Here is a 19,842-nt window from a genome sequence, read left to right as displayed (position 1 = left end):
CTTTATCTTATTTGTGGACATTCATTTACGAAAAGTAATCAGTATTATTTGAGAAGGATATATATTTGGATTTGTAAAGGGGGAGTAGCTCTTGAAAGGACTTTTCTTAACGCATTGCGGACAAGTTCGCAATCATAATGAAGATGCAGGCGGTGTTTTTGAAAATAAAAGCAAGCAGCCAATTGCCATTATTGCTGATGGCATGGGAGGTCATCAAGCAGGTGATGTAGCAAGTATGCTGGCTGTTGATAATATTAAAAACAGATGGGAAGAAACCGAACAAGTTGAAAACACAGATGAGATTGAACAGTGGTTTCAACAAACAATTAAAGAAACAAATGAACAAATTTTTCAGAAATCGCAAGAAAACAAGCAGCTGGAAGGGATGGGGACAACCCTTGTAGCCGTAGTGATAATAGGAGATTCCCTTACGATTGCCCACATTGGGGACAGCCGCTTGTATATTGCCAGAGGCAGTCAGGTTGAACAGCTGACAGAGGATCATTCCTTTGTAAATGAGCTTGTAAAAAGAGGCGAGATTACAGAGGGGGATGCTGAGGTCCATCCTTATAAAAATTACATTATTCGTGCGCTGGGGACAGACGCCAAAGTTGATACAGATGTAAAGACGCTGACATGGCAGGCGGGAGACCGGCTGCTGCTATGTTCAGATGGTCTGTCAGATAAACTCAGTCAAACGGAATTAGCACAACATATTACGGCAGATAACGAGATGGATGAGATAGGTCGCCAACTTGTTGATTTAGCGAATCAGCGCGGTGGAGAAGATAATATATCGCTTATCTTGATAACACATGACGGTTCAGGCTCGGAGGCAGGTGAACCTGCATGAACACGGGACACTTACTAAATGACCGTTATCGAATCGAGAGAAAAATAGGCGGCGGCGGAATGGCTAATGTCTTTCTCGCCAGAGATACCATTCTTGAGCGTGATGTAGCTGTTAAAGCATTGCGTACCGACTATGTACACGACCAGGAGTTTATTGCCCGTTTTGACCGTGAAGCGCAATCTGCAAGCTCTCTCTCTCATCCGAATATTGTCAATATCTTCGACGTCGGTGAAGACGATCAGGTATTGTATATGATTATGGAATATGTAGAGGGGATGACTTTAAAGGAGTATATTCAGCAGTTTGGGCCAATAGAGGTTCCCCTAGCGCTGGATATCATGAAACAGATCGCTTCTGCTATTGCGCTGGCACATGAAAATGATATTATTCATCGTGATATCAAGCCTCAAAATATATTAATTGACCGTTTTGGCCAGGCGAAAGTGACAGATTTCGGGATTGCGATGGCTCTCAGCGCAACCGCATTGACGCAAACCAATTCTATCCTGGGTTCTGTTCATTACCTGTCACCAGAGCAGGCGCGCGGCGGAATGGCAACAAAAAAATCAGATATTTATTCATTAGGTATTGTATTGTTTGAATTATTGACTGGGAAATTGCCTTTTTCTGGGCAATCCCCAGTATCTATTGCATTAAAGCATTTGCAAAGTGATACACCGTCTGTGAAAGAAATCAACCCGGATATCCCGCAGAGTGTAGAGAATATTGTTTTGCAGGCAACAGCTAAAAATTCATTTTATCGTTATGAAGATGTCTATCAGTTTGAGGCAGCTCTTGAAACTGCATTGTCACCGGAAAAATTACATGACGATCCTTTTACGATTCCGGATGAAGAAGGCGACGAGACAAAAGCGATTCCAATTATTACAGACGATGATTTGTCCGAGGATGATACAGAAGCAGGACGGACGATAGTTCATCAAGCGGATACAGAGCCGACAAAAAGCTACCCGGATGATGACAATAAAAAGAAAAAAGAAAAGAAGAAAAAGAAACCTGCCAGTAAAAAGAAAAAAATTATCTGGATATCGGTTCTATTATTATTACTTATCGGTATCGGAACTGCTGCGGTTGTGTATGCGATGCAGCCTCAAGATGTCACGATAGCCGATTATGTAAATGAACCGGCAGATGAAGCAAGAGAGGCACTGGAAAGTCAAAATCTTCTAGTTGAAATAGAAGAGGTTAATTCGGAGGAAATTGAGGCCGGATATGTGGAGAGAACCAATCCTGTTGCTGGAAGAACAATTAAAGAAGGGGCAGCAATCACTCTGTTTGTCAGTCAAGGGCCAGAACAAGTGGAATTTGGTGATTTTGTCGGAGAAGATTTTGAAGAGGTGGAAGCACAATTGAACCAAGAAGGTTTTGAAGATATTACACCTTTTGAAAGAAACTCTGACCAGCCTGTCGGCGAGATAATTTCGCAGGTGCAGCCGGATCCGGAATCATCTGTCGTTCCAGCAGATACGAAGGTTATTTTTGAAGTCAGTGCTGGACCAGAGATGGTGAGCCTTAATAACCTGACAGGAATGAGTGAAGAAGAAGCACAAGCTTATGTTGATCGTAATGAATTGGTTATGAATAAGCATGAAGAGCATTCAGATGATGTCGAAGAAGGGCTTGTTGTCAGACAATCTCCAGAATCAGGAACAGATATTGAAAAAGGTTCTACCGTTGATGTTTATTTCTCTTTAGGGCCGGAAGAGGAACCGCCGCGGTCTCATTCTGTTTCGTATATGGTTCCATATACGCTTAATAATGAAGAGGAATCAGCTGAAGAAGGCGGAGAAGAGAACGAAGGAAATCAAGAGGAAGACAACGAAGAACAATCATCTGGTGACGGGAATAATGACGAAGAGCAAAACAGCGAATCAGATGAAGAGAATGCAGAGAACGAGGACACAAATAATGAAGATTCGAATAACGAAGATTCCAATAATGAAGAAGCAAATGCAGAGAATGAAGAAGAAACAGAACCGGCAGAACCAGAGGAGCAAACGGTGCGAATCTATATAGGTGACAGTAATAACGATATTTCAGATGTATATCGGGAAGAGACAATAACAGAAGATACCGAAGTGACGTTCACATTAACGATTGCGCCAGGAACGGATGCCGAGTATCGAATCACCAGAGATGACGAGGAAATTACGGAAAGGACTGTATCCTATGATGGAGAGGAAGAGTAGATGGCAGTAGGAAGAATTATTAAAGCATTAAGCGGCTTCTACTATGTACAGTCAAATGAAGGAGTTTATGCTTGCAGGGGCAGAGGGGTATTCCGAAATAAAAAAATCACCCCTCTAGTTGGCGATTTTGTGGAATTTGAAGTTCGTAATGAAGTGGAAGGCTACATTATGAAAGTAAGAGACAGGTCGAATGAGCTTATTCGGCCTCCTATTGCGAATATTGATCAAGTAGGAATTGTCAGTGCCGCAACTTCTCCGGACTTCAATCCGCTATTGCTGGACCGTTTTCTTGTCCTTGTAGAATCAAAGCATATTCAGCCTTTGATTCTTATTACAAAAATGGATTTAATAGCGCAAGCAGAAATCGATAGAATTAAGGAATATCAAACAGCCTATCAGGAGATCGGCTATGAAGTGAAGCTGTTATCATCCAAAGAGCCGGAATGGATTTCTGAAGTAATGCCCTATTTTAAAGATAAGGTGACCGTTTTTGCGGGGCAGTCCGGCGTCGGCAAATCATCGTTATTAAACACACTGGATCCAAATCTGTATTTGGAAACAGCTGAGATTTCAAAAAGTCTTGGAAGGGGAAAGCATACCACAAGGCATGTAGAGCTCCTGGCAATTGGAGAAGGGCTTGTGGCGGACACGCCTGGATTTAGTGCGTTAGAGTTTTCCGATTTAGAGCCGGAAGATTTGGGACCGTGTTTTCCTGAAATCAGACTTCATATGCCGGATTGTAAATTTCGGGGCTGTTTGCATGATAAAGAACCCAAATGTGCAGTGAAAGCAGCTGTTTCGGATGGAGCTATAGCTGACTTCAGATACGATCATTATTTACGTTTCCTAGAAGAAATTAAAACGAGAAAGCCGAGGTATTAATTATGACAAAAATAGCACCTTCTATTTTATCAGCTGATTTTGCCAAGCTTGGAGAAGAAATCAAAGAAGTGGAACAAGCCGGGGCAGATTATATTCATGTTGATGTCATGGATGGACATTTTGTTCCTAACATTACCATTGGTCCTTTAATCGCAGATGCGATTAAACCAATTACAAATTTGCAGTTAGATGTTCATTTAATGATAGAAAATCCAGATGCATATATACCGCAATTTGCTAAAAGTGCATCTATCATTACCGTCCATCAAGAAGCCTGTGTGCATCTGCACCGTACATTACAATTGATTCGCTCCCATGGTGTAAAGCCTGGCGTCGTTATTAACCCGGGCACTTCAGCCGAAGCCATTAAGCCGGTTTTAACGGAAGTGGATCTTGTTTTATTGATGACTGTGAATCCAGGCTTTGGGGGGCAGTCTTTCATTAAAGAAGTTGTCCCTAAGGTTGCCCAGATAGCCTCCTGGCGTGAAGAAATGGGCTTAAGCTTTGAAATAGAAATCGATGGCGGAGTAAATGAGGAAACTGCGCCTGTATGTACGGAAAATGGTGCAGATGTATTAGTCGCAGGAAGTGCTATTTTTAATCAGCGTGACCGAAAAGCAGCCATTGACGTGATTCGCAAGAGTGCAGAGAAACAATGACGCGTGTCGGCATTGTAGGTAATGGTCCGAAAGAACAGTTACCCAATCTGTTAACCTATCAAGAGGAAGTGGATTTTTGGATTGGCGCTGATCGCGGGGCACTTTATTTAGCAGAGCAGGGAATAACGATAGACATTGCACTTGGAGATTTTGATTCTGTCACTGAAAGCGAATATGCTATTATTGAAAAACATGCGGAGCTTTTTGATAAGCACCCGGTGATGAAGAATCAGACGGATTTAGAGATTGCTATCGAGACGGGAAAAAAGAAGGAAGCAAGTGAATTTTACTTGTTTGGAGCAACTGGGGGCAGGCTGGATCATGCATTAATGAATCTGCAGCTGCTTTACCCATTATTACAGCAAGGAAAGCGTGCGGTTATACTTGATAAGGGGAACCGTATTGAAATGCTGAAGCCGGGCAGCTATTCAGTGGAGGAGGAAGGATATTCTTATATTTCTTTTTTAGCATTTACACCTGTGGCTGCCGGATTAACATTGACCGGATTTGTATACCCATTAGAAAATAAAACGATACATTGGGGATCATCTTTATGCATATCTAATGAGCTTAGTCAAAAAAAAGGTACTTTTTCTTTCTCTAAAGGCATACTAATACTAGTAAAGAGTTATGATGCAGTTTAACTAATGATAAGTGTTCAACATTACGATAAAGGGGATTAAGAAGTTCGATACGTCATTTTTAGCGGACTTTTTGAACATCCTTTAGGAGCAAATAGGATAGTTAAACAGGGAGGGCCTTTATAAATGAAATTTTATACGATTAAGCTTCCTAAGTTTGTAGGCGGATTTGTAAAAGTGATTATTGGTGTATTTAAAAAAGAAAAGTAATAGTAAACGAGCTTTTGTCATTAACGGCAAAAGCTTATTTTTTAGAGGAATTTAGAGAAATTCGTTTAGTTGAAAGAGATAATTTAAGAAAAAAAGTAAAGCTGAAAATAATTTCTTTGTGGAGAAAAACCTGAAACTGATAACCATGATATGTATTTATTACTTCTCCAATGATAGTAAAATTTTTTTAGACACAAAAAAACACCATGCAAAACATGGTGTTTTTAAGGCATATGCACATATTTTCGTATATTATACACGTTCTACTTTGCCTGATTTTAATGCACGAGCAGATACATATACTTTCTTCGGTTTTCCATCTACCATAATACGTACTTTTTGTACATTTGCTTTCCAATTACGCTTGTTGGAATTCATAGCGTGAGAACGTTGGTTACCACTACGTGTTTGGCGTCCAGTTACAACACATTTTCTAGCCATGTCATTCCCTCCTTACATTCCAAAATCAGTATACCACTAACTTAATTTATCATAACTTCCCCGATATTGCAATTGAATCTTTTTTATTCGTTAAAGTCTGTGTGCTTTTTGAACATCCTGTGAAAGAAAAATTGCTTGACAGATGAATGAAAATCATCCATTGTAATAATGGAGTTTTTCTTCTGCATAGAATAGAAGGCAATGGTTGAGTGGACAGGTTTTCGAATTCTCGCAGGCTCTCTTTTAAAATGGCAGAGCGTATAGTATAATTTTAACCATATATGGTGGAAAAACGAATGATTAAATGGAAGTGGGCAACGATAACTCGTCCCCTTCAGTTTGTTTGGACAGCGATTAAACATATTTTGTAATAAAAGGAGCTGTAGTTATGTCAATAGAGTTGCATACAAACGATGGACTCGTTACGATAACAACAGATGTTATTGCAACAATAGCTGGTGGAACAGCTGTTGAATGCTATGGAATTGTAGGAATGGCATCGAAAAGCCAAATTAAAGATAATATTTCAGAAATACTGCGCAAAGAGAATTATTCAAAAGGAATTGTCGTGCGTCAAGAAGACGGGAAGCTACATATTGACTTGTATATTATTGTAAGTTATGGTACAAAAATTTCTGAAGTGGCACATAATGTGCAATCACAGGTAAAATATACACTTAGTCAATCCTTAGGTTTAGAAATTGATTCGGTAAATATATTTATTCAAGGTGTCCGAGTAGAAAAGGAATAGAGCAGAAGGAGGAGAAGATGTGGCAGTTGAGAAAATAGATGCAGCGTTATTATCACAGATGGTGCTGACCGGAGCTTACCATCTTTCAAATAATGCACAAAAAATTGACGCATTAAACGTTTTCCCTGTTCCTGACGGGGATACTGGAACAAATATGAACTTAACAATCACTTCTGGAGCAAATGAAGTGAAGAAACTGGAAACAGACAAGGTTTATGAAGTTACAAGTGCCTTTTCGAAGGGATTATTAATGGGAGCCAGAGGGAATTCTGGTGTGATTTTATCCCAGATCTTCCGCGGCTTTGCGAAAGCATGTGAAGGAAAAAAAGAGCTTTATGTAAAAGATTTTGCTGAAGCCTTTGAAGGGGCTGTCCATGCAGCGTATAAGGCGGTTATGAAGCCTGTAGAGGGAACTATTCTTACCGTAGCAAAAGATACCGGAAATAAAGCAATGGAAATTTCCGATAATAATTTGGACATCATTGCATTCATGGAAGAAATTTTAAAAGAAGCAAAAGCATCGTTAAAACGTACTCCTGATCTATTGCCTGTTTTAAAGGAAGTAGGGGTCGTGGACTCGGGCGGTCAAGGTCTGGTGACAATTTATGAAGGCTTTCTTGCTGCGCTAAAGGGTGAAGAACTGCCGGAAGAATCTGATGCTGCTGGTAAAATGGACGAAATGATCAATGCCGAACATCATAAAGTAACTCAGGATTTCATGAATACTGAGGATATTGTATATGGATATTGTACAGAGTTTATGGTGAAATTAGAAGATGAAAAATTAAAAGATCATCCTTTTGATGAAACGACTTTCCGCAATGAATTAAGTGAATGGGGAGATTCCCTCCTTGTTGTTGCGGATGATGAAATTGTAAAAGTGCACGTACATGCTGAAGCTCCAGGCACGTGCTTAAATCTGGCCCAGCAGTATGGCAGCTTGATTAATCTGAAAATCGAAAACATGCGGGAACAGCACACAGCAATTGTCGGAGATAAAAAAGAAGCGCCAAAAGAAAAATCCGCTTATGGCATTGTGACTGTAGCAATGGGAAATGGATTAAAGGAACTGTTTGAAAACTTAGGGGCTGCCGTAGTCATTGAAGGCGGACAGACAATGAACCCGAGCACGAAGGATATTACCGATGCAATTGAAAAAGCAAATGCAAAGAAAATCATTATCCTTCCTAATAATAAAAATATCCAAATGGCAGCGGAGCAGGCGGCAGAATTAGCCGGCGACCATGTTAGAGTGGTTCCGACTAAAACGATACCACAAGGCATCAGTGCTATGCTGTCATTCCATCCCGAATCATCTTTGGATGAAAATAAATCTGTGATGGAAGAGGCAGGAAAGCAAGTACGGAGCGGGCAAATCACTTATGCAGTAAGGGATACCCAAATTGATGGCATCGATATTGCTAAAGGGCATTTTATGGGGATTGATGAAGGAAAGATTGTAACAACACATAAGGAAAAACAAGAAACGGCTCAAGATCTGATTGATAAAATGATTTCGGAGGACAGTGAAATCTTAACGATTCTTTCAGGAGAAGATGTATCTGAAGAAGAAGTCGAAGCATTAGAAGCTTATGTGGAAGAAAAGTATGATGAAATCGAAGTTGAAGTTCATCGCGGAGAACAGCCTATCTATTCTTATATTTTCTCGGTTGAGTAAAAAAAATAAAGAAGCGTCCACTCTGATATTGTAATCAGGCTGGACGCTTCTTTTATTTATATACCAACGATCTTTAAAACAAACTCGATAAAAAACAAAGTGGATATGAGCAGCAGCGGCTTAGATATTTCATTTCTCTTTCCGAGAGCCAGTTGCACTATAGGATAGGCAATAAAACCAAATGCCATTCCATCACCAATACTATAGGTGAATGGAATCATCACTATAATGAGCAGTGCCGGGATACATTCAGAAAATTGATTCCATGGCAAATATTTCATGTTTTGAACCATTAAGAATCCAACAATAATTAGAATCGGGCTCATTGCTGTTGCAGGAATAATGGAAATCCATGGAATAAATACCACCGTAGCCAAAAATAAGAAACCAGCAGTTATCGCTGCTCTGCCAGTCTTTCCTCCTGATGCTATCACAGCTGCATTTTCAGCGCTTGAGATTGTAGGCGATGTCCCAAATATACCAGAAAGAAACGAAGATGTTGCGGTAATCCGATAAGATTTCTGAAAAGATTCAGGTGATTTCAGCATATCTAATTGGCTGGATAGTGTACCCATGTTTTCAAAAATCAAAATTAAAGTCAATGTAAATACAGATAGCCAAAAAGAGATGTCGCCAATTGCTGTAAATGAAGGAATAAATAGTAATTCATCCAAGTTAAAGCTTACAGATGAAACGCCATTTGTCGGAACATTGAATGCCATAGCAATGAAAGTACCAACAATCATGGTGATTAAAAAATTAGCTGGAACCCCTTTTACAAACAGGTAGATAGCAACAAATAATGTAATCAGTCCTGCAATCACAGTTGGCGAAGTAAAATCACCGATTGTAATGACAGTTTGTTCTCCGCTTGTAACAATTCCGCTATTTTCAACACCAATCAGAATTAAGAAAAACCCTAATCCGATTGTTATCCCGTGCTGCAGGGAGTCCGGTATAGCCTCTTTTAAGATGGTGCTGAGCTTCGTAAAGGCGGTAACCATAAATAATAGTCCTGCTAAACAGACAACAGCTAAACCTTCATGGAAACTAAATCCATTATTTCCAATAATTGAAAATGCAAATAACGCATTAATCCCCATACCAGGAATTAAGATGAGAGGAAGTTTTCCGAAAAACCCCATCATGACAGTGCCGGCAAAACTCGCTAAAATGGTTGCTATCATCCCGTTTTCTAATGAAAGCCCTGCTTCACTTAGGATGCTCCCATTTACAACGACGATATATACCGTTGTCAGATAACCGATAACACCAGCAACAATGTCTTTTCTTAACGTATTTTTTTGTTGCATAGGAAACCTCAATATATTATTATCCCTCTCCCGCCCAATAAAGAATGAAATCTTTATCCACAATTGAATATTATAAGAAGATGTTCAGAAAGTCAATATTCCCAGGATTTAGCCTAGATCACTGTAAGAGATTCGAACGCATGGTTGCTTTTTCATGAATAAATTGTGAATGAAACTCGTATTTTTGTTATAATAGTAGTGGAAAGCTAAAACAATTACAGGGCGGTGTTATTTTTATGAAATATAATTCCGTATTCGATATTATCGGTCCGGTTATGGTAGGACCCTCCAGTTCACATACGGCAGGAGCAGCACGTATTGGAAAAGCGGCCCGGAACCTATTTGGAAGACAGCCCGCCTGGGCAAAAATACATCTTTATGAATCATTCGCTAAAACCTATCGGGGACACGGAACAGATTTTGCGCTTGTCGGCGGCCTTTTAGGTATGGAAACCAATGACCCGCAAATTAGTAAATCTTTGCAGCTGGCGAAAGAACAAGGATTAGAGATTGAGTTTATTGAGGATAGTGCAGCAGTAGACCATCCGAATACAGTCCGTATGATTATCGGCGATGACAAAGAACAGCAAGAGCTGATGGGAATATCTATTGGCGGAGGGAAAGTGGAGATTACAGAATTGAACGGCTTTGAGCTCCGTTTATCCGGGAATCATCCCGCTATTCTAATTATGCATAATGACCGTTTTGGCGCGATTGCATCGGTAACGAGAATTCTGGCAAAATATGAATTGAATATTGGACATATGGAAGTAAATCGAAAAGACGTTGGCAAAGAGGCGCTGATGGTTATTGAGGTGGATCAGAATATAGAAGATTCTATATTACAGGAGCTGCAGGCTGCTGACCACATTATCTCTATTGCAAAGATTGTAAGTTAAAAAGGGGGAATTGCGATGTTTCGAACGGTTGCAGAGTTAGTGGAAATGGCAAAAACAGAAAACATCCCCATATCAGAAGTAATGATACGACAAGAAATGGATGTAAAAGAAAAAACGAGAGATGAAGTTTTTGCAGAGATGGAAAAAAATCTTGTCGTTATGGAAAATGCGATCGAGGATGCACTGAAAGGGGTCCAATCCGTAACAGGACTTACTGGCGGAGATGCTGTGAAAGTGCAAAAATATATGAAAGAAAAAACCCCGCTGTCCGGTAATTTAATGATGGACGCGGTCAGTAAAGCAATGGGAACAAATGAAGTAAATGCAGCCATGGGAATCATTTGTGCCACCCCGACTGCCGGGAGCGCTGGTTGTGTGCCCGGCACATTATTTGCGGTGAAAGAACAATTGAATCCGACGAGAGAAGAAATGGTGCGGTATTTATTCACTTCCGGAGCATTCGGCTTCGTGGTGGCAAACAATGCGTTTATTTCTGGTGCAGCAGGCGGGTGTCAAGCGGAAGTCGGGTCGGCAGGAGCAATGGCCTCTGCCGCTATCGTTGAAATGGCGGGAGGTACACCAGAGCAGTCCGCTCATGCTTTTGCAATGACATTAAAAAACATGCTTGGCTTGGTATGTGATCCGGTAGCTGGTTTAGTAGAAGTTCCATGTGTGAAGAGAAATGCCGGAGGATCCTCTCTTGCTATTGTATCTGCAGACTTAGCTTTAGCGGGTGTAGAAAGCCGTATTCCATGTGATGAAGTCATTGGAGCAATGTATCGAATCGGAAAACAAATGCCTTCTTCTTTACGTGAAACAGGGGAAGGCGGCTTGGCTGATACACCAACGGGGCGATTCCTAAAAGAAAAAATCTTTGGGGTATCTGTCTAACAGAAGAAAAGATAAGAAATAGCAATAGCTCCTGCATTTTTTAGTATAGTATAATTTTTAGTATGGATTTAATAGTATTCAGGAATAGCCGCGGCCAGCTCCGAGCGCCAAAAACTAGGAGATTTCACGTCACGCCCTATGATAAAGAAGACATAGCGACTGGCAAGCCGTCAGGCGCAGACAGAGCCATAGTCGAACTTATGCCCTGCGGGTGAAAGTCAACATCGGTTCGTTACCTCACCGTGATTCCTTTATCTCTTTAAATAAAGGAAGTTCGACCAAGGTCGAACCACCCCCAAAGACCGGGGGCGCAATCTCTACGTTTTTCGACGCACACGACGTGCTAGTGCAGGCGTTGCGACATGGACGTCGCGTTCTTAGCCTGCAAGGGCGCTCTGCGCTTTTGGTTTAGAAAAGGATGTTGGAAATGAATGAATCAATCTTAGAAGTGAAAGGTATTGGCGAAAAAGTAGCAGAACAGCTTGCCTTCATGCATATTTACGAGACGAATGATATATTACAATATTTCCCGTATCGATATGATATCTATGAAGAAAAACCTCTGCAAGAACTGGTTCATGATGAGAAGGTTACGATTAAAGGGAAGGTCCTTTACAATCCTTCTCTTACTTTTTTTGGAAAGAAAAAGTCACGGTTAAGCTTCACTGTAGAAGTGGAAGGGATTGCTGTAAAAGCGATTATGTTTAACCGGGCATTCGCAAAGAAACAGATTCAGCAGGGACAAGATATTACCTTAACAGGAAAATGGGACGCGCACCGCCTGCAAATTACAGTCAGTAAATATAAAACAGGAAAAATGGAAGAAAATGATTCCATTACCCCTGTATATTCATTGAAAGGCGATTTAACTTCTTATAAATTCCAAAAGCTTATCAAGCAGGTGCTTGACTCACATGTGGACGATATCACAGAGATTCTTCCTGCTTCTTATTTGGAAAATTATAAGCTTCCGGAAAGGAAAGCTGCAGTAAGGACGATGCATTTTCCGGAGAGCAGGGTTGCTTTAAAGCATGCACGGAGGCGGTTTATCTATGAAGAATTTCTGCTGTTTCAGCTGAAGATGCAATTGATTCGAAAAATAAATCGTGAATCCACCAAGGGGAATGAACAGGATTATCAGGTGAATAAAGTTGAAAGTTTTATTACATCATTGCCGTTTACATTAACCGATGCGCAGCAAAAAGCATTAACTGAAATTTTAAAGGATATGAAAAGTGCTTATCGAATGAACCGGCTGCTTCAAGGCGACGTTGGCTCCGGGAAAACCGCTGTTGCGGCAATTTGTCTATACGCTGCTGTTACAGCTGGTAAGCAGGGAGCTTTAATGGTTCCTACTGAAATTTTAGCGGAACAGCATTTCCAATCCTTTCAAACGATGCTGGAAGGCAGAGCGGACGTTGCTTTGTTAACAGGATCTGTGAAGGGGAAAAAACGAAAAGAGCTGACCCGGCAAATTGAAAATCAAGAAATTGATATTGTGATTGGAACGCATGCACTTATTCAGGAGGATGTCTTATTTAAGGCTTTAGGCTTAGCAATTGTGGATGAGCAGCATCGCTTCGGAGTTGCGCAGCGCAGGACATTGCGAGATAAAGGACTGGATCCGGATGTTTTATTTATGACAGCAACCCCGATTCCCAGAACGCTTGCGATTACAACATTTGGCGATATGGATGTATCCATTATCAATCAGCTTCCTTCCGGGAGAAAAGAGATTGAAACATTATGGGTGAAGGAAAATATGTTTGAACGGATTCTTGATTTTATTCAAGAGCGGGTTAAGCAGGGCGAGCAGGCATATATTATCAGTCCGCTTATTGAGGAATCGGATAAATTAGATATTCAAAACGCTGTTGACCTGTACCATCAGCTGACAGCTTACTACGATAATGAAATGGAAATTGGCTTAATGCATGGCCGCCTATCTTCCGCGGAGAAGGATGAAGTAATGCGCGATTTTGCAGATAACAGGGTAAAGGTGTTAGTTTCAACAACCGTTGTCGAAGTCGGAGTGAACGTTCCGAATGCTACCGTAATGGTAATTTACGATGCAGAACGTTTTGGCTTGTCGCAGCTGCATCAGCTCCGGGGGCGAGTCGGCAGAGGAAGTAAGCAGAGTTACTGTATTCTGATTGCAGAACCCAAAGGGGAAGTAGGCAAAGAGCGGATGCGCATCATGTCAGAAACAAGTGATGGATTTGAACTGTCCGAACAGGACTTGCAATTGCGCGGACCGGGCGATTTTTTTGGCAGAAAACAAAGCGGTATGCCCGAATTTAAAGTAGCTGACATGGTACACGATTACCGCGCGCTGGAAACCGCGCGCCAGGATGCACAGCATATTGTTGAAAATAATTTATTACAATCCGAAGACTACAAGTATTTAAAGGAAATATTATCAGAAGAAGAGGGGCTGCTTGAAAAATTGGATTAGCAGAGACAGCAGTTAAATCAATAGATTACTTGCATAAAAAAGCATGCTATTATATATTACTATTAGTACCAAGTCTTAAAACGAAACTTCACCATCGGCAGTATTCAATAAGCGCTCTTTTTCCCGGATCGGGACAAGAGCCGGGACGGCGATTACATGCCCTTCCGAAGCTATTGTAATATGGCAAAAAAGAATCGACACCTCTGAAAATATTAAATGAAAGTTTGATGATAGAAATGAGACGATCAAAAGCAGAACGGCAATCGTTATTAAGAGAAAAAATCGAAGACTCTCCATTTGTAACGGATGAACAGCTTGCTAAAGATTTTCAAGTGAGTATTCAAACGATTCGGCTGGACCGTATGGAGCTGTCTATTCCTGAACTTCGTGAACGGATAAAACATGTTGCTACAAAGCAATGGAATGAAACGGTTAAAGCTTTGCCAGTGGAAGAAGTAATTGGAGATATTATTGATTTGGAGTTGGATGAGCGGGCTATCTCTATGCTCGATATCACGTCAGAGTTTGTTTTTTCCAGAAATAAAATCGCCAGAGGGCATCATCTGTTCGCCCAGGCAAATTCATTAGCTGTAGCCGTCATTAACGATGAACTTGCTTTAACCGCGAAATCCACTCTTCGCTTTAAAAGACAGGTGAAAGAAGGAGAAAGAGTGGTTGCCAAAGCGGTTGTTAAAGGAAGAGACAAGCGGGGATACACCATCGTGGAAGTGAACAGCTTTGTGAATAATGAGCCTGTGCTTACAGGTGAATTTTTCATGTTTCATTCCAGTGAAAGCAAAGGAGAATAAATCAATGCGATTAGCGATAGATGCAATGGGAGGCGACCATGCACCAAAGGAAATTGTATTAGGTGCCATGGAAGCTGTAAAAGAAAATAAAGATTTACAAATTACCCTCTATGGGGATGAAAATCAAATTAAACCAATTTTAACGGACAGCAAGCAAATTAAAATCATACATACAGATGAAAAAATAACCTCAGAGGATGAACCAGTAAAAGCAGTACGGCGCAAAAAGAATGCTTCCCTTGTTTTAATGGCTAAAGCTGTTAAAGACGGAGAGGCAGATGCATGTATTTCTGCAGGGAATACAGGCGCATTAATGAGTGCCGGCTTGTTTGTCGTGGGGCGTATTCCAGGAATTGACCGCCCTGCATTGAGTCCTACTTTTCCAACAGTAGACGGGCAAGGCTTCTTAATGCTTGATGTCGGCGCAAATGTTGACGCAAAACCAGAGCATCTGCTTCAATATGGTATTATGGGCTCCATTTATGTGGAGAGAGTAAGAAATATTAAAAAGCCTCGAGTCGGCTTATTAAATGTAGGCACAGAAGATGGAAAAGGGAATGACTTAACGAAAAAAGCTTTTCAGCTTCTAGAAAATGCACCCATCCATTTTGTAGGGAATGTAGAAGCAAGAGATATATTAAATGGTGTGGCAGATGTTGTGGTGACTGATGGCTTTAGCGGAAACGTAGCATTAAAAACCATGGAAGGAGTTGCCGAAACAATCTTTTCTCTTTTAAAAGGTGCTTTTATGTCTTCCACAAAAACCAAAATTGCTGCGGCGCTTGTTAAAAATGACTTGAAAGGTATAAAAGACCGGTTAGATTACTCAGAGTATGGCGGTGCGGGGTTATTTGGACTTTCTGCACCAGTAATTAAAGCGCACGGATCTTCCAAAAGCCGGGCAATCACCAATGCTGTGAAGCAGGCAGTTTATATGGTTGAGAACAATGTGACCGCAACGATTCAGAATACCATTGAAACGATCAATGAAGAGGAGGAGAAATAAATGAAACGTATTGCATTTATGTTCCCGGGACAAGGGTCGCAGGCTGTTGGCATGGGGAAAGATTTATATGACGCTTATCCGCAGGTGCAGGCTCTGTATCAAGAAGCAAACGAAGTGCTGGATATGGATATCCAGACACTTATGTTTGAAGGACCGAAAGAAACTTTGACGGAAACAGAGAATACACAGCCGGCACTATTATTATCCAGTGTTGCCGTATCCAAGCTCTTAGAAGAAAACGGCATTCAGCCTTCGATGGTTGTTGGACATAGCTTGGGGGAGTACAGTGCATTAGTTGCTGCTGGTGCAATCAAATGGCAGGACGCAATTCAGCTTGTTAAAGTAAGAGGACGTTTAATGGAACAGGCATTTCCAAAAGGGCAGGGAACCATGGCTGCTGTGTTAGGTCTTGGTCAGGACAAGGTTCAGGAAGCACTTGAGCAAGTGAAAGACGAAATTGTAGATATTGCCAATTTAAATTGTCCGGGGCAGATTGTTATTTCCGGTTCTGTTGCAGGCGTGGAACAAGCAGCTGCATTATTAAAAGAAGCAGGAGCAAAACGGGTATTGCCGCTAAATGTAAGCGGACCGTTCCATTCCGGGTTGATGAAGCAGGCTAACGAGGATTTTGCAGCACATTTAAATGAAACAGCTCTAGGAGATGCAAAAACACCTGTTTATGCAAATGTTTCAGCTGATGCAGTAACGGAAAAAGAAACCATGAAAGAATTATTAGTACAGCAGCTCTACTCGCCGGTACGTTTTGAAGAATCGATTCAAAAGATGCTGGAAGAAGATGTGGATGCATTTGTTGAAGTAGGTACAGGTAAAGTACTTTGTGGATTATTGAAAAAAATCGATCGGAAAACAAAAACATTTGCTGTACAGGATCAGGAATCACTCGACGCGTTTATTCGCTGGTACAAGGAGGAAGAATAATGTTACAAGGTCAAACAGCAGTAGTAACGGGAGCTTCCAGAGGGATTGGCAGAGCAATTGCTTTGGAACTGGCAAAAAATGGAGCAAATGTCATTGTAAACTATTCAGGTAGTGAAGCAAAAGCAGAAGAGGTTGTTGGAGAAATTCAGGAGCTCGGAGTAAAAGCAGTTAAAGTACAGGCAAATATTTCTGAGGAAGAATCTGTTAAACAACTCATGAAGCAGGCTGTGGAAGAATTTGGATCGATCGATATATTGGTGAACAATGCCGGTATTACGAAGGATAATTTATTGATGCGAATGAAAGAAGATGAATTCGATCAGGTGATTCAAACCAACCTGAAAGGCACGTTCTTATGTACGAAAGCAGTCACCCGTCAAATGATGAAGCAAAAATCAGGACGTATTATTAATGTAGCTTCCATCGTCGGAGTAAGCGGAAATCCCGGACAGGCTAATTATGTTGCAGCCAAAGCGGGAGTAATTGGTTTAACCAAAACAACCGCAAAAGAGCTTGCTTCACGAAATATCTTAGTGAATGCTGTTGCACCAGGGTTTATTTCTACAGATATGACGGATTTATTAAGTGAAGAACAACAGGAATCTTTATTGCAATTAGTGCCGTTAGCGCGCTTAGGCAAACCGGAAGACGTCGCACGGGTTGTCCGCTTTTTAGCAAGTGAAGATGCAAATTATATTACAGGGCAGACCATTCATATTGACGGTGGAATGGTGATGTAATACAATTGCAGAACAATAAAGAAAAATTGGTATTTGCGAAGCCTTTAGGCAAACACCTCAGTTACACTTTCATTGACTAAAAATGGCCGCATCATGTGACCAGCGTCAATAATAGGACATCATGTCCGTTCTGCTTTTTAATTTTTAAAGTGAAACAAAAAATAATGATATATTTTGAAAGGAGGTGAACGGGTAATGGCAGATGTGTTTGAACAAGTAAAGTCTATTATTTCTGATCGTCTGGATGTAGACGAAGAAAAAGTAGTTTTAGAAGCTTCATTTAAAGATGACCTTGAAGCAGATTCACTAGATGTTGTTGAGCTTGTTATGGAATTAGAAGACGAGTTTGATATTGAAATTGCTGATGAAGATGCTGAAAAGATTAATACAGTAGGTGATGCTGTAGATTACATAAACAGCAAAGCTTAATGAATAAAAACAACCTATGGGAAAGCTTCTTTTTAGAGGCTTTCCCATAGCTATTTAACGTAGTGGTTACCTGTCTTATTGAAAGATGGTGCTGGTGGCCGTGCTTAATCATGAAATAAATAATTTATTAAAGTATGTGGTAAAATAAAGGTTATATAAGTCAGTATCTGTATGTATTAAAGAATTCCGGCAACGTTTATTTGTTTCTTTAGAAAGTGTGAAATCATTTATTTTATGGGGGTGAAGGAGATTAATTTGGAATTAAGCCAGCTGGAGAATGAATTAGGAATAACTTTTCAACAAAAAGATTTATTAAAGGAAGCATTTACACATTCTTCTTATGTCAATGAATATAAAAAAAGCAAGCTGAATGATAACGAGCGGCTGGAATTTTTAGGAGATGCCGTACTGGAATTAGCTGTTTCACAATATTTATATAGGAATAATCAGGAAATGCCTGAGGGAGAGATGACCAAATTACGTGCAGCTATTGTCTGTGAGGCGTCTTTAACGGTATTTGCAAAACAATTTGACTTTGGGAAATACATCCTTTTAGGTAAAGGAGAAGATAAGACTGGCGGACGTCAAAGACCTGCCATTCTAGCGGATGCATTTGAGGCCTTTTTAGGAGCACTTTATTTAGATCAAGGCTTTGATGCGGTGCTTCGTTTTCTAAATATGCATATTTTCCCTGCATTAACAGTAGATACGTCAACAAGTGTGATGGATTATAAAAGTCATCTTCAGGAAATCGTTCAGCAGCAAAAAGATAGAAAAATTGAGTATGAGATTATTGAAGAGCGCGGACCTTCTCATTATAAAGAGTTTATCGCTCAGGTTGTAATTCAGGGAGAACCCGCTGGAAAAGGAAACGGAAGAACAAAAAAAGAAGCTGAGCAAAAGGCAGCCAGAGCAGCGCTTGAGAAAAAACTTCCAGAATAAAAAAACGTTACGCAAGGATAATTTAGCTGCTTGTTCTTGCGTAACGTTTTTCTTATATTGCATGGCTGAAAAGGTACTGTGGCAACTTTTTCACTGGGATGAGTAATCGAAGCCCCAGTTCCTAAGCGTTGCAGCCTTAGGCTTTCTGTGTCATTTGCGAATGGCTGCTAATTCATTTATAAAGGCCTGTGTTTCTGACGCGCTTAAACGGCCTTTACTGATAACCATATCATACATCCATTTTAAGTCCTCATATTTTTCAAGGTTATAATCCTCTGCGTCCATAATTGAACGATTTACTACCTGTAGCTTTTCAGCTAACTCTTGAAGCATATACTCCATATTTTCCTTGCTTGGCTGCTCTAACTGCATCGTATCCTCCTCTTATTTATCCTCTTCAGGAATTTTATCCGTACATAGAAAAAGTACAAAATAGGAATGAATGGTATTTCAAATGGGCTATGTACGAATAAATAAAATTAATCTTATAACAAGTGTTAATTATAGCATAATTTTTATCCTTCGTTAAAGCATTCCTTTCTGAATTAATAGCATGTCGCGCATAGGCTAAAGTGTCATAATGTGATAAAATATATTAGCTAAACAATTCAAGCAGCGGAAGAAAGAAATAAGTTTCATTTTATTGAAATGTTCACTTTGCCACAGCTTTGGAAATCATAAAGCTGCGTATGAAATGATGAGAGAGGCTGCTGTCAGCCACTTTTTAAAGAATAAGAAAGTATAAAAAAATGCTGAATATAGCCGCTCCAACGGGTTTCATGGGGTGAGTAATCTTAGGCCCAGAAATACACTCCGCTTTCCGTGGACCCCAGGCTCATCTCCTTTAAAGAAGACTTAGCGATTGGCAAGCCGACAGGCGCAGACAGAGCTAAAGTCGCACTTATGCCCTGTGGGTAGAAAAAAAGAAGGTCACTTTTTTTCTGCGGGGTCTTCACACTGGGACTGGGACTGCGATTACTCGTCCCATCAAAAAGCGTCGCTAGAATTAGCTTCATTTCTTTGTAAGAAAGCAAATAAAACATATTTCTTCAAAGATGGGAGCGGATGTTGTCTACTCCTGCGGGAAAAGCAAC

The 19,842-nt window shown here is 40.5% G+C and carries 20 protein-coding genes; 17 read left to right on the top strand and 3 right to left on the bottom strand.

Features of this window, described 5'->3' with window-relative positions; genetic code table 11:
* The first annotated feature begins 91 nt into the window (after window positions 1-91).
* The 6 genes from BN997_RS20625 (at window position 92) to spoVM (ending at window position 5,455) form a co-directional block, all read left to right on the top strand.
* The gene (locus BN997_RS20625; protein WP_042535116.1) at window positions 92-853 is read left to right on the top strand and encodes a Stp1/IreP family PP2C-type Ser/Thr phosphatase; all 762 of its coding nucleotides are present in this window, start codon (window positions 92-94) and stop codon (window positions 851-853) included.
* Entirely contained in the window at window positions 850-3,063 is a 2,214-nt protein-coding gene (gene pknB, locus BN997_RS20620; protein ID WP_042535114.1) for a Stk1 family PASTA domain-containing Ser/Thr kinase, read from the top strand. Before BN997_RS20625 ends, pknB begins: the two co-directional genes overlap by 4 nt.
* The gene (rsgA, locus tag BN997_RS20615) at window positions 3,064-3,945 is read left to right on the top strand and encodes a ribosome small subunit-dependent GTPase A (protein WP_042535112.1); all 882 of its coding nucleotides are present in this window, start codon (window positions 3,064-3,066) and stop codon (window positions 3,943-3,945) included.
* Window positions 3,946-3,947: 2 nt separating this feature from the next.
* Complete coding sequence (gene rpe, locus BN997_RS20610; protein WP_042535110.1) at window positions 3,948-4,604, top strand: ribulose-phosphate 3-epimerase; 657 nt, start codon at window positions 3,948-3,950, stop codon at window positions 4,602-4,604.
* Window positions 4,601-5,248: a thiamine diphosphokinase gene (locus BN997_RS20605; RefSeq protein ID WP_042535108.1), complete on the top strand. Its 648-nt coding sequence runs from the start codon at window positions 4,601-4,603 to the stop codon at window positions 5,246-5,248. Before rpe ends, BN997_RS20605 begins: the two co-directional genes overlap by 4 nt.
* 123 nt (window positions 5,249-5,371) lie before the next feature.
* A complete protein-coding gene (gene spoVM, locus BN997_RS20600; protein WP_042535106.1) occupies window positions 5,372-5,455 on the top strand; it encodes a stage V sporulation protein SpoVM in 84 nt (27 codons plus the stop codon).
* 252 nt (window positions 5,456-5,707) lie between these two features.
* Here spoVM and rpmB read toward each other — a convergent pair whose 3' ends face one another.
* A complete protein-coding gene (rpmB, locus tag BN997_RS20595) occupies window positions 5,708-5,896 on the bottom strand; it encodes a 50S ribosomal protein L28 (protein ID WP_010649390.1) in 189 nt (62 codons plus the stop codon).
* A 388-nt stretch (window positions 5,897-6,284) separates the two neighbouring features.
* Here rpmB and BN997_RS20590 point away from each other — a divergent pair, with 388 nt between their 5' ends.
* Together BN997_RS20590 and BN997_RS20585 are read left to right on the top strand one after the other, a co-directional pair.
* Window positions 6,285-6,647 (top strand): Asp23/Gls24 family envelope stress response protein, encoded by a 363-nt coding sequence (locus BN997_RS20590; RefSeq protein WP_042535103.1) that lies wholly within the window; start codon window positions 6,285-6,287, stop codon window positions 6,645-6,647.
* Window positions 6,648-6,666: 19 nt separating this feature from the next.
* The gene (locus BN997_RS20585) at window positions 6,667-8,325 is read left to right on the top strand and encodes a DAK2 domain-containing protein (RefSeq protein ID WP_042535101.1); all 1,659 of its coding nucleotides are present in this window, start codon (window positions 6,667-6,669) and stop codon (window positions 8,323-8,325) included.
* Window positions 8,326-8,381: 56 nt separating this feature from the next.
* On the opposite strand, the gene BN997_RS20580 is transcribed toward BN997_RS20585, so the two are convergent.
* Window positions 8,382-9,638, bottom strand: coding sequence for an NCS2 family permease (locus tag BN997_RS20580; RefSeq protein ID WP_042535099.1), 1,257 nt, complete (start codon window positions 9,636-9,638; stop codon window positions 8,382-8,384).
* Window positions 9,639-9,874: 236 nt separating this feature from the next.
* On the opposite strand from BN997_RS20580, the gene sdaAB reads away from it, so the two are divergent.
* From sdaAB to rnc, 9 genes are all read left to right on the top strand, one after another.
* Window positions 9,875-10,537 (top strand): L-serine ammonia-lyase, iron-sulfur-dependent subunit beta, encoded by a 663-nt coding sequence (gene sdaAB / locus BN997_RS20575; RefSeq protein ID WP_042535097.1) that lies wholly within the window; start codon window positions 9,875-9,877, stop codon window positions 10,535-10,537.
* Window positions 10,538-10,552: 15 nt separating this feature from the next.
* Window positions 10,553-11,428, top strand: coding sequence for an L-serine ammonia-lyase, iron-sulfur-dependent, subunit alpha (gene sdaAA / locus BN997_RS20570; RefSeq protein WP_042535096.1), 876 nt, complete (start codon window positions 10,553-10,555; stop codon window positions 11,426-11,428).
* Between the two features lie 427 nt (window positions 11,429-11,855).
* The gene (gene recG / locus BN997_RS20565; RefSeq protein WP_139089152.1) at window positions 11,856-13,883 is read left to right on the top strand and encodes an ATP-dependent DNA helicase RecG; all 2,028 of its coding nucleotides are present in this window, start codon (window positions 11,856-11,858) and stop codon (window positions 13,881-13,883) included.
* A gap of 236 nt (window positions 13,884-14,119) precedes the next feature.
* Window positions 14,120-14,692 (top strand): transcription factor FapR, encoded by a 573-nt coding sequence (gene fapR / locus BN997_RS20560; RefSeq protein WP_042535091.1) that lies wholly within the window; start codon window positions 14,120-14,122, stop codon window positions 14,690-14,692.
* Between the two features lie 4 nt (window positions 14,693-14,696).
* Window positions 14,697-15,698, top strand: a complete 1,002-nt coding sequence (gene plsX / locus BN997_RS20555) for a phosphate acyltransferase PlsX (protein ID WP_042535090.1) — start codon at window positions 14,697-14,699, stop codon at window positions 15,696-15,698.
* Window positions 15,699-16,637, top strand: coding sequence for an ACP S-malonyltransferase (fabD, locus tag BN997_RS20550; protein WP_042535088.1), 939 nt, complete (start codon window positions 15,699-15,701; stop codon window positions 16,635-16,637).
* Window positions 16,637-17,377 (top strand): 3-oxoacyl-[acyl-carrier-protein] reductase, encoded by a 741-nt coding sequence (fabG, locus tag BN997_RS20545; protein WP_042535087.1) that lies wholly within the window; start codon window positions 16,637-16,639, stop codon window positions 17,375-17,377. Before fabD ends, fabG begins: the two co-directional genes overlap by 1 nt.
* 195 nt (window positions 17,378-17,572) lie before the next feature.
* Window positions 17,573-17,806 (top strand): acyl carrier protein, encoded by a 234-nt coding sequence (gene acpP / locus BN997_RS20540; RefSeq protein ID WP_042535086.1) that lies wholly within the window; start codon window positions 17,573-17,575, stop codon window positions 17,804-17,806.
* Window positions 17,807-18,040: 234 nt separating this feature from the next.
* Window positions 18,041-18,748 carry a ribonuclease III gene (rnc, locus tag BN997_RS20535; RefSeq protein ID WP_374705731.1) on the top strand — a complete coding sequence of 236 codons (708 nt, stop codon included), beginning with the start codon at window positions 18,041-18,043 and terminating at the stop codon, window positions 18,746-18,748.
* Window positions 18,749-18,898: 150 nt separating this feature from the next.
* On the opposite strand, the gene BN997_RS20530 is transcribed toward rnc, so the two are convergent.
* Window positions 18,899-19,120 (bottom strand): DUF1128 domain-containing protein, encoded by a 222-nt coding sequence (locus BN997_RS20530; RefSeq protein ID WP_042535084.1) that lies wholly within the window; start codon window positions 19,118-19,120, stop codon window positions 18,899-18,901.
* Between the last annotated feature and the right edge of the window lie 722 nt (window positions 19,121-19,842).

Source organism: Oceanobacillus oncorhynchi (assembly GCF_000821065.1).
Lineage (GTDB): Bacteria > Bacillota > Bacilli > Bacillales > Amphibacillaceae > Oceanobacillus > Oceanobacillus oncorhynchi.
The sequence above is the reverse complement of the archived record's forward strand: the minus strand, read 5'-3'. Positions and strand labels throughout refer to the sequence as shown.

Bases quoted from the DNA above. Each gene is read 5' to 3' on its own strand.
- fabG (WP_042535087.1), top strand. From the start codon at position 16,637: ATGTTACAAGGTCAAACAGCAGTAGTAACGGGAGCTTCCAGAGGGATT.
- sdaAB (WP_042535097.1), top strand. From the start codon at position 9,875: ATGAAATATAATTCCGTATTCGATATTATCGGTCCGGTTATGGTAGGA.
- fapR (WP_042535091.1), top strand. From the start codon at position 14,120: ATGAGACGATCAAAAGCAGAACGGCAATCGTTATTAAGAGAAAAAATC.
- rnc (WP_374705731.1), top strand. From the start codon at position 18,041: ATGGGGGTGAAGGAGATTAATTTGGAATTAAGCCAGCTGGAGAATGAA.
- BN997_RS20580 (WP_042535099.1), bottom strand. From the start codon at position 9,638: ATGCAACAAAAAAATACGTTAAGAAAAGACATTGTTGCTGGTGTTATC.
- rpe (WP_042535110.1), top strand. From the start codon at position 3,948: ATGACAAAAATAGCACCTTCTATTTTATCAGCTGATTTTGCCAAGCTT.
- sdaAA (WP_042535096.1), top strand. From the start codon at position 10,553: ATGTTTCGAACGGTTGCAGAGTTAGTGGAAATGGCAAAAACAGAAAAC.
- spoVM (WP_042535106.1), top strand. From the start codon at position 5,372: ATGAAATTTTATACGATTAAGCTTCCTAAGTTTGTAGGCGGATTTGTA.
- BN997_RS20605 (WP_042535108.1), top strand. From the start codon at position 4,601: ATGACGCGTGTCGGCATTGTAGGTAATGGTCCGAAAGAACAGTTACCC.
- plsX (WP_042535090.1), top strand. From the start codon at position 14,697: ATGCGATTAGCGATAGATGCAATGGGAGGCGACCATGCACCAAAGGAA.
- fabD (WP_042535088.1), top strand. From the start codon at position 15,699: ATGAAACGTATTGCATTTATGTTCCCGGGACAAGGGTCGCAGGCTGTT.
- BN997_RS20590 (WP_042535103.1), top strand. From the start codon at position 6,285: ATGTCAATAGAGTTGCATACAAACGATGGACTCGTTACGATAACAACA.
- rpmB (WP_010649390.1), bottom strand. From the start codon at position 5,896: ATGGCTAGAAAATGTGTTGTAACTGGACGCCAAACACGTAGTGGTAAC.
- BN997_RS20530 (WP_042535084.1), bottom strand. From the start codon at position 19,120: ATGCAGTTAGAGCAGCCAAGCAAGGAAAATATGGAGTATATGCTTCAA.
- rsgA (WP_042535112.1), top strand. From the start codon at position 3,064: ATGGCAGTAGGAAGAATTATTAAAGCATTAAGCGGCTTCTACTATGTA.
- acpP (WP_042535086.1), top strand. From the start codon at position 17,573: ATGGCAGATGTGTTTGAACAAGTAAAGTCTATTATTTCTGATCGTCTG.
- recG (WP_139089152.1), top strand. From the start codon at position 11,856: ATGAATGAATCAATCTTAGAAGTGAAAGGTATTGGCGAAAAAGTAGCA.
- pknB (WP_042535114.1), top strand. From the start codon at position 850: ATGAACACGGGACACTTACTAAATGACCGTTATCGAATCGAGAGAAAA.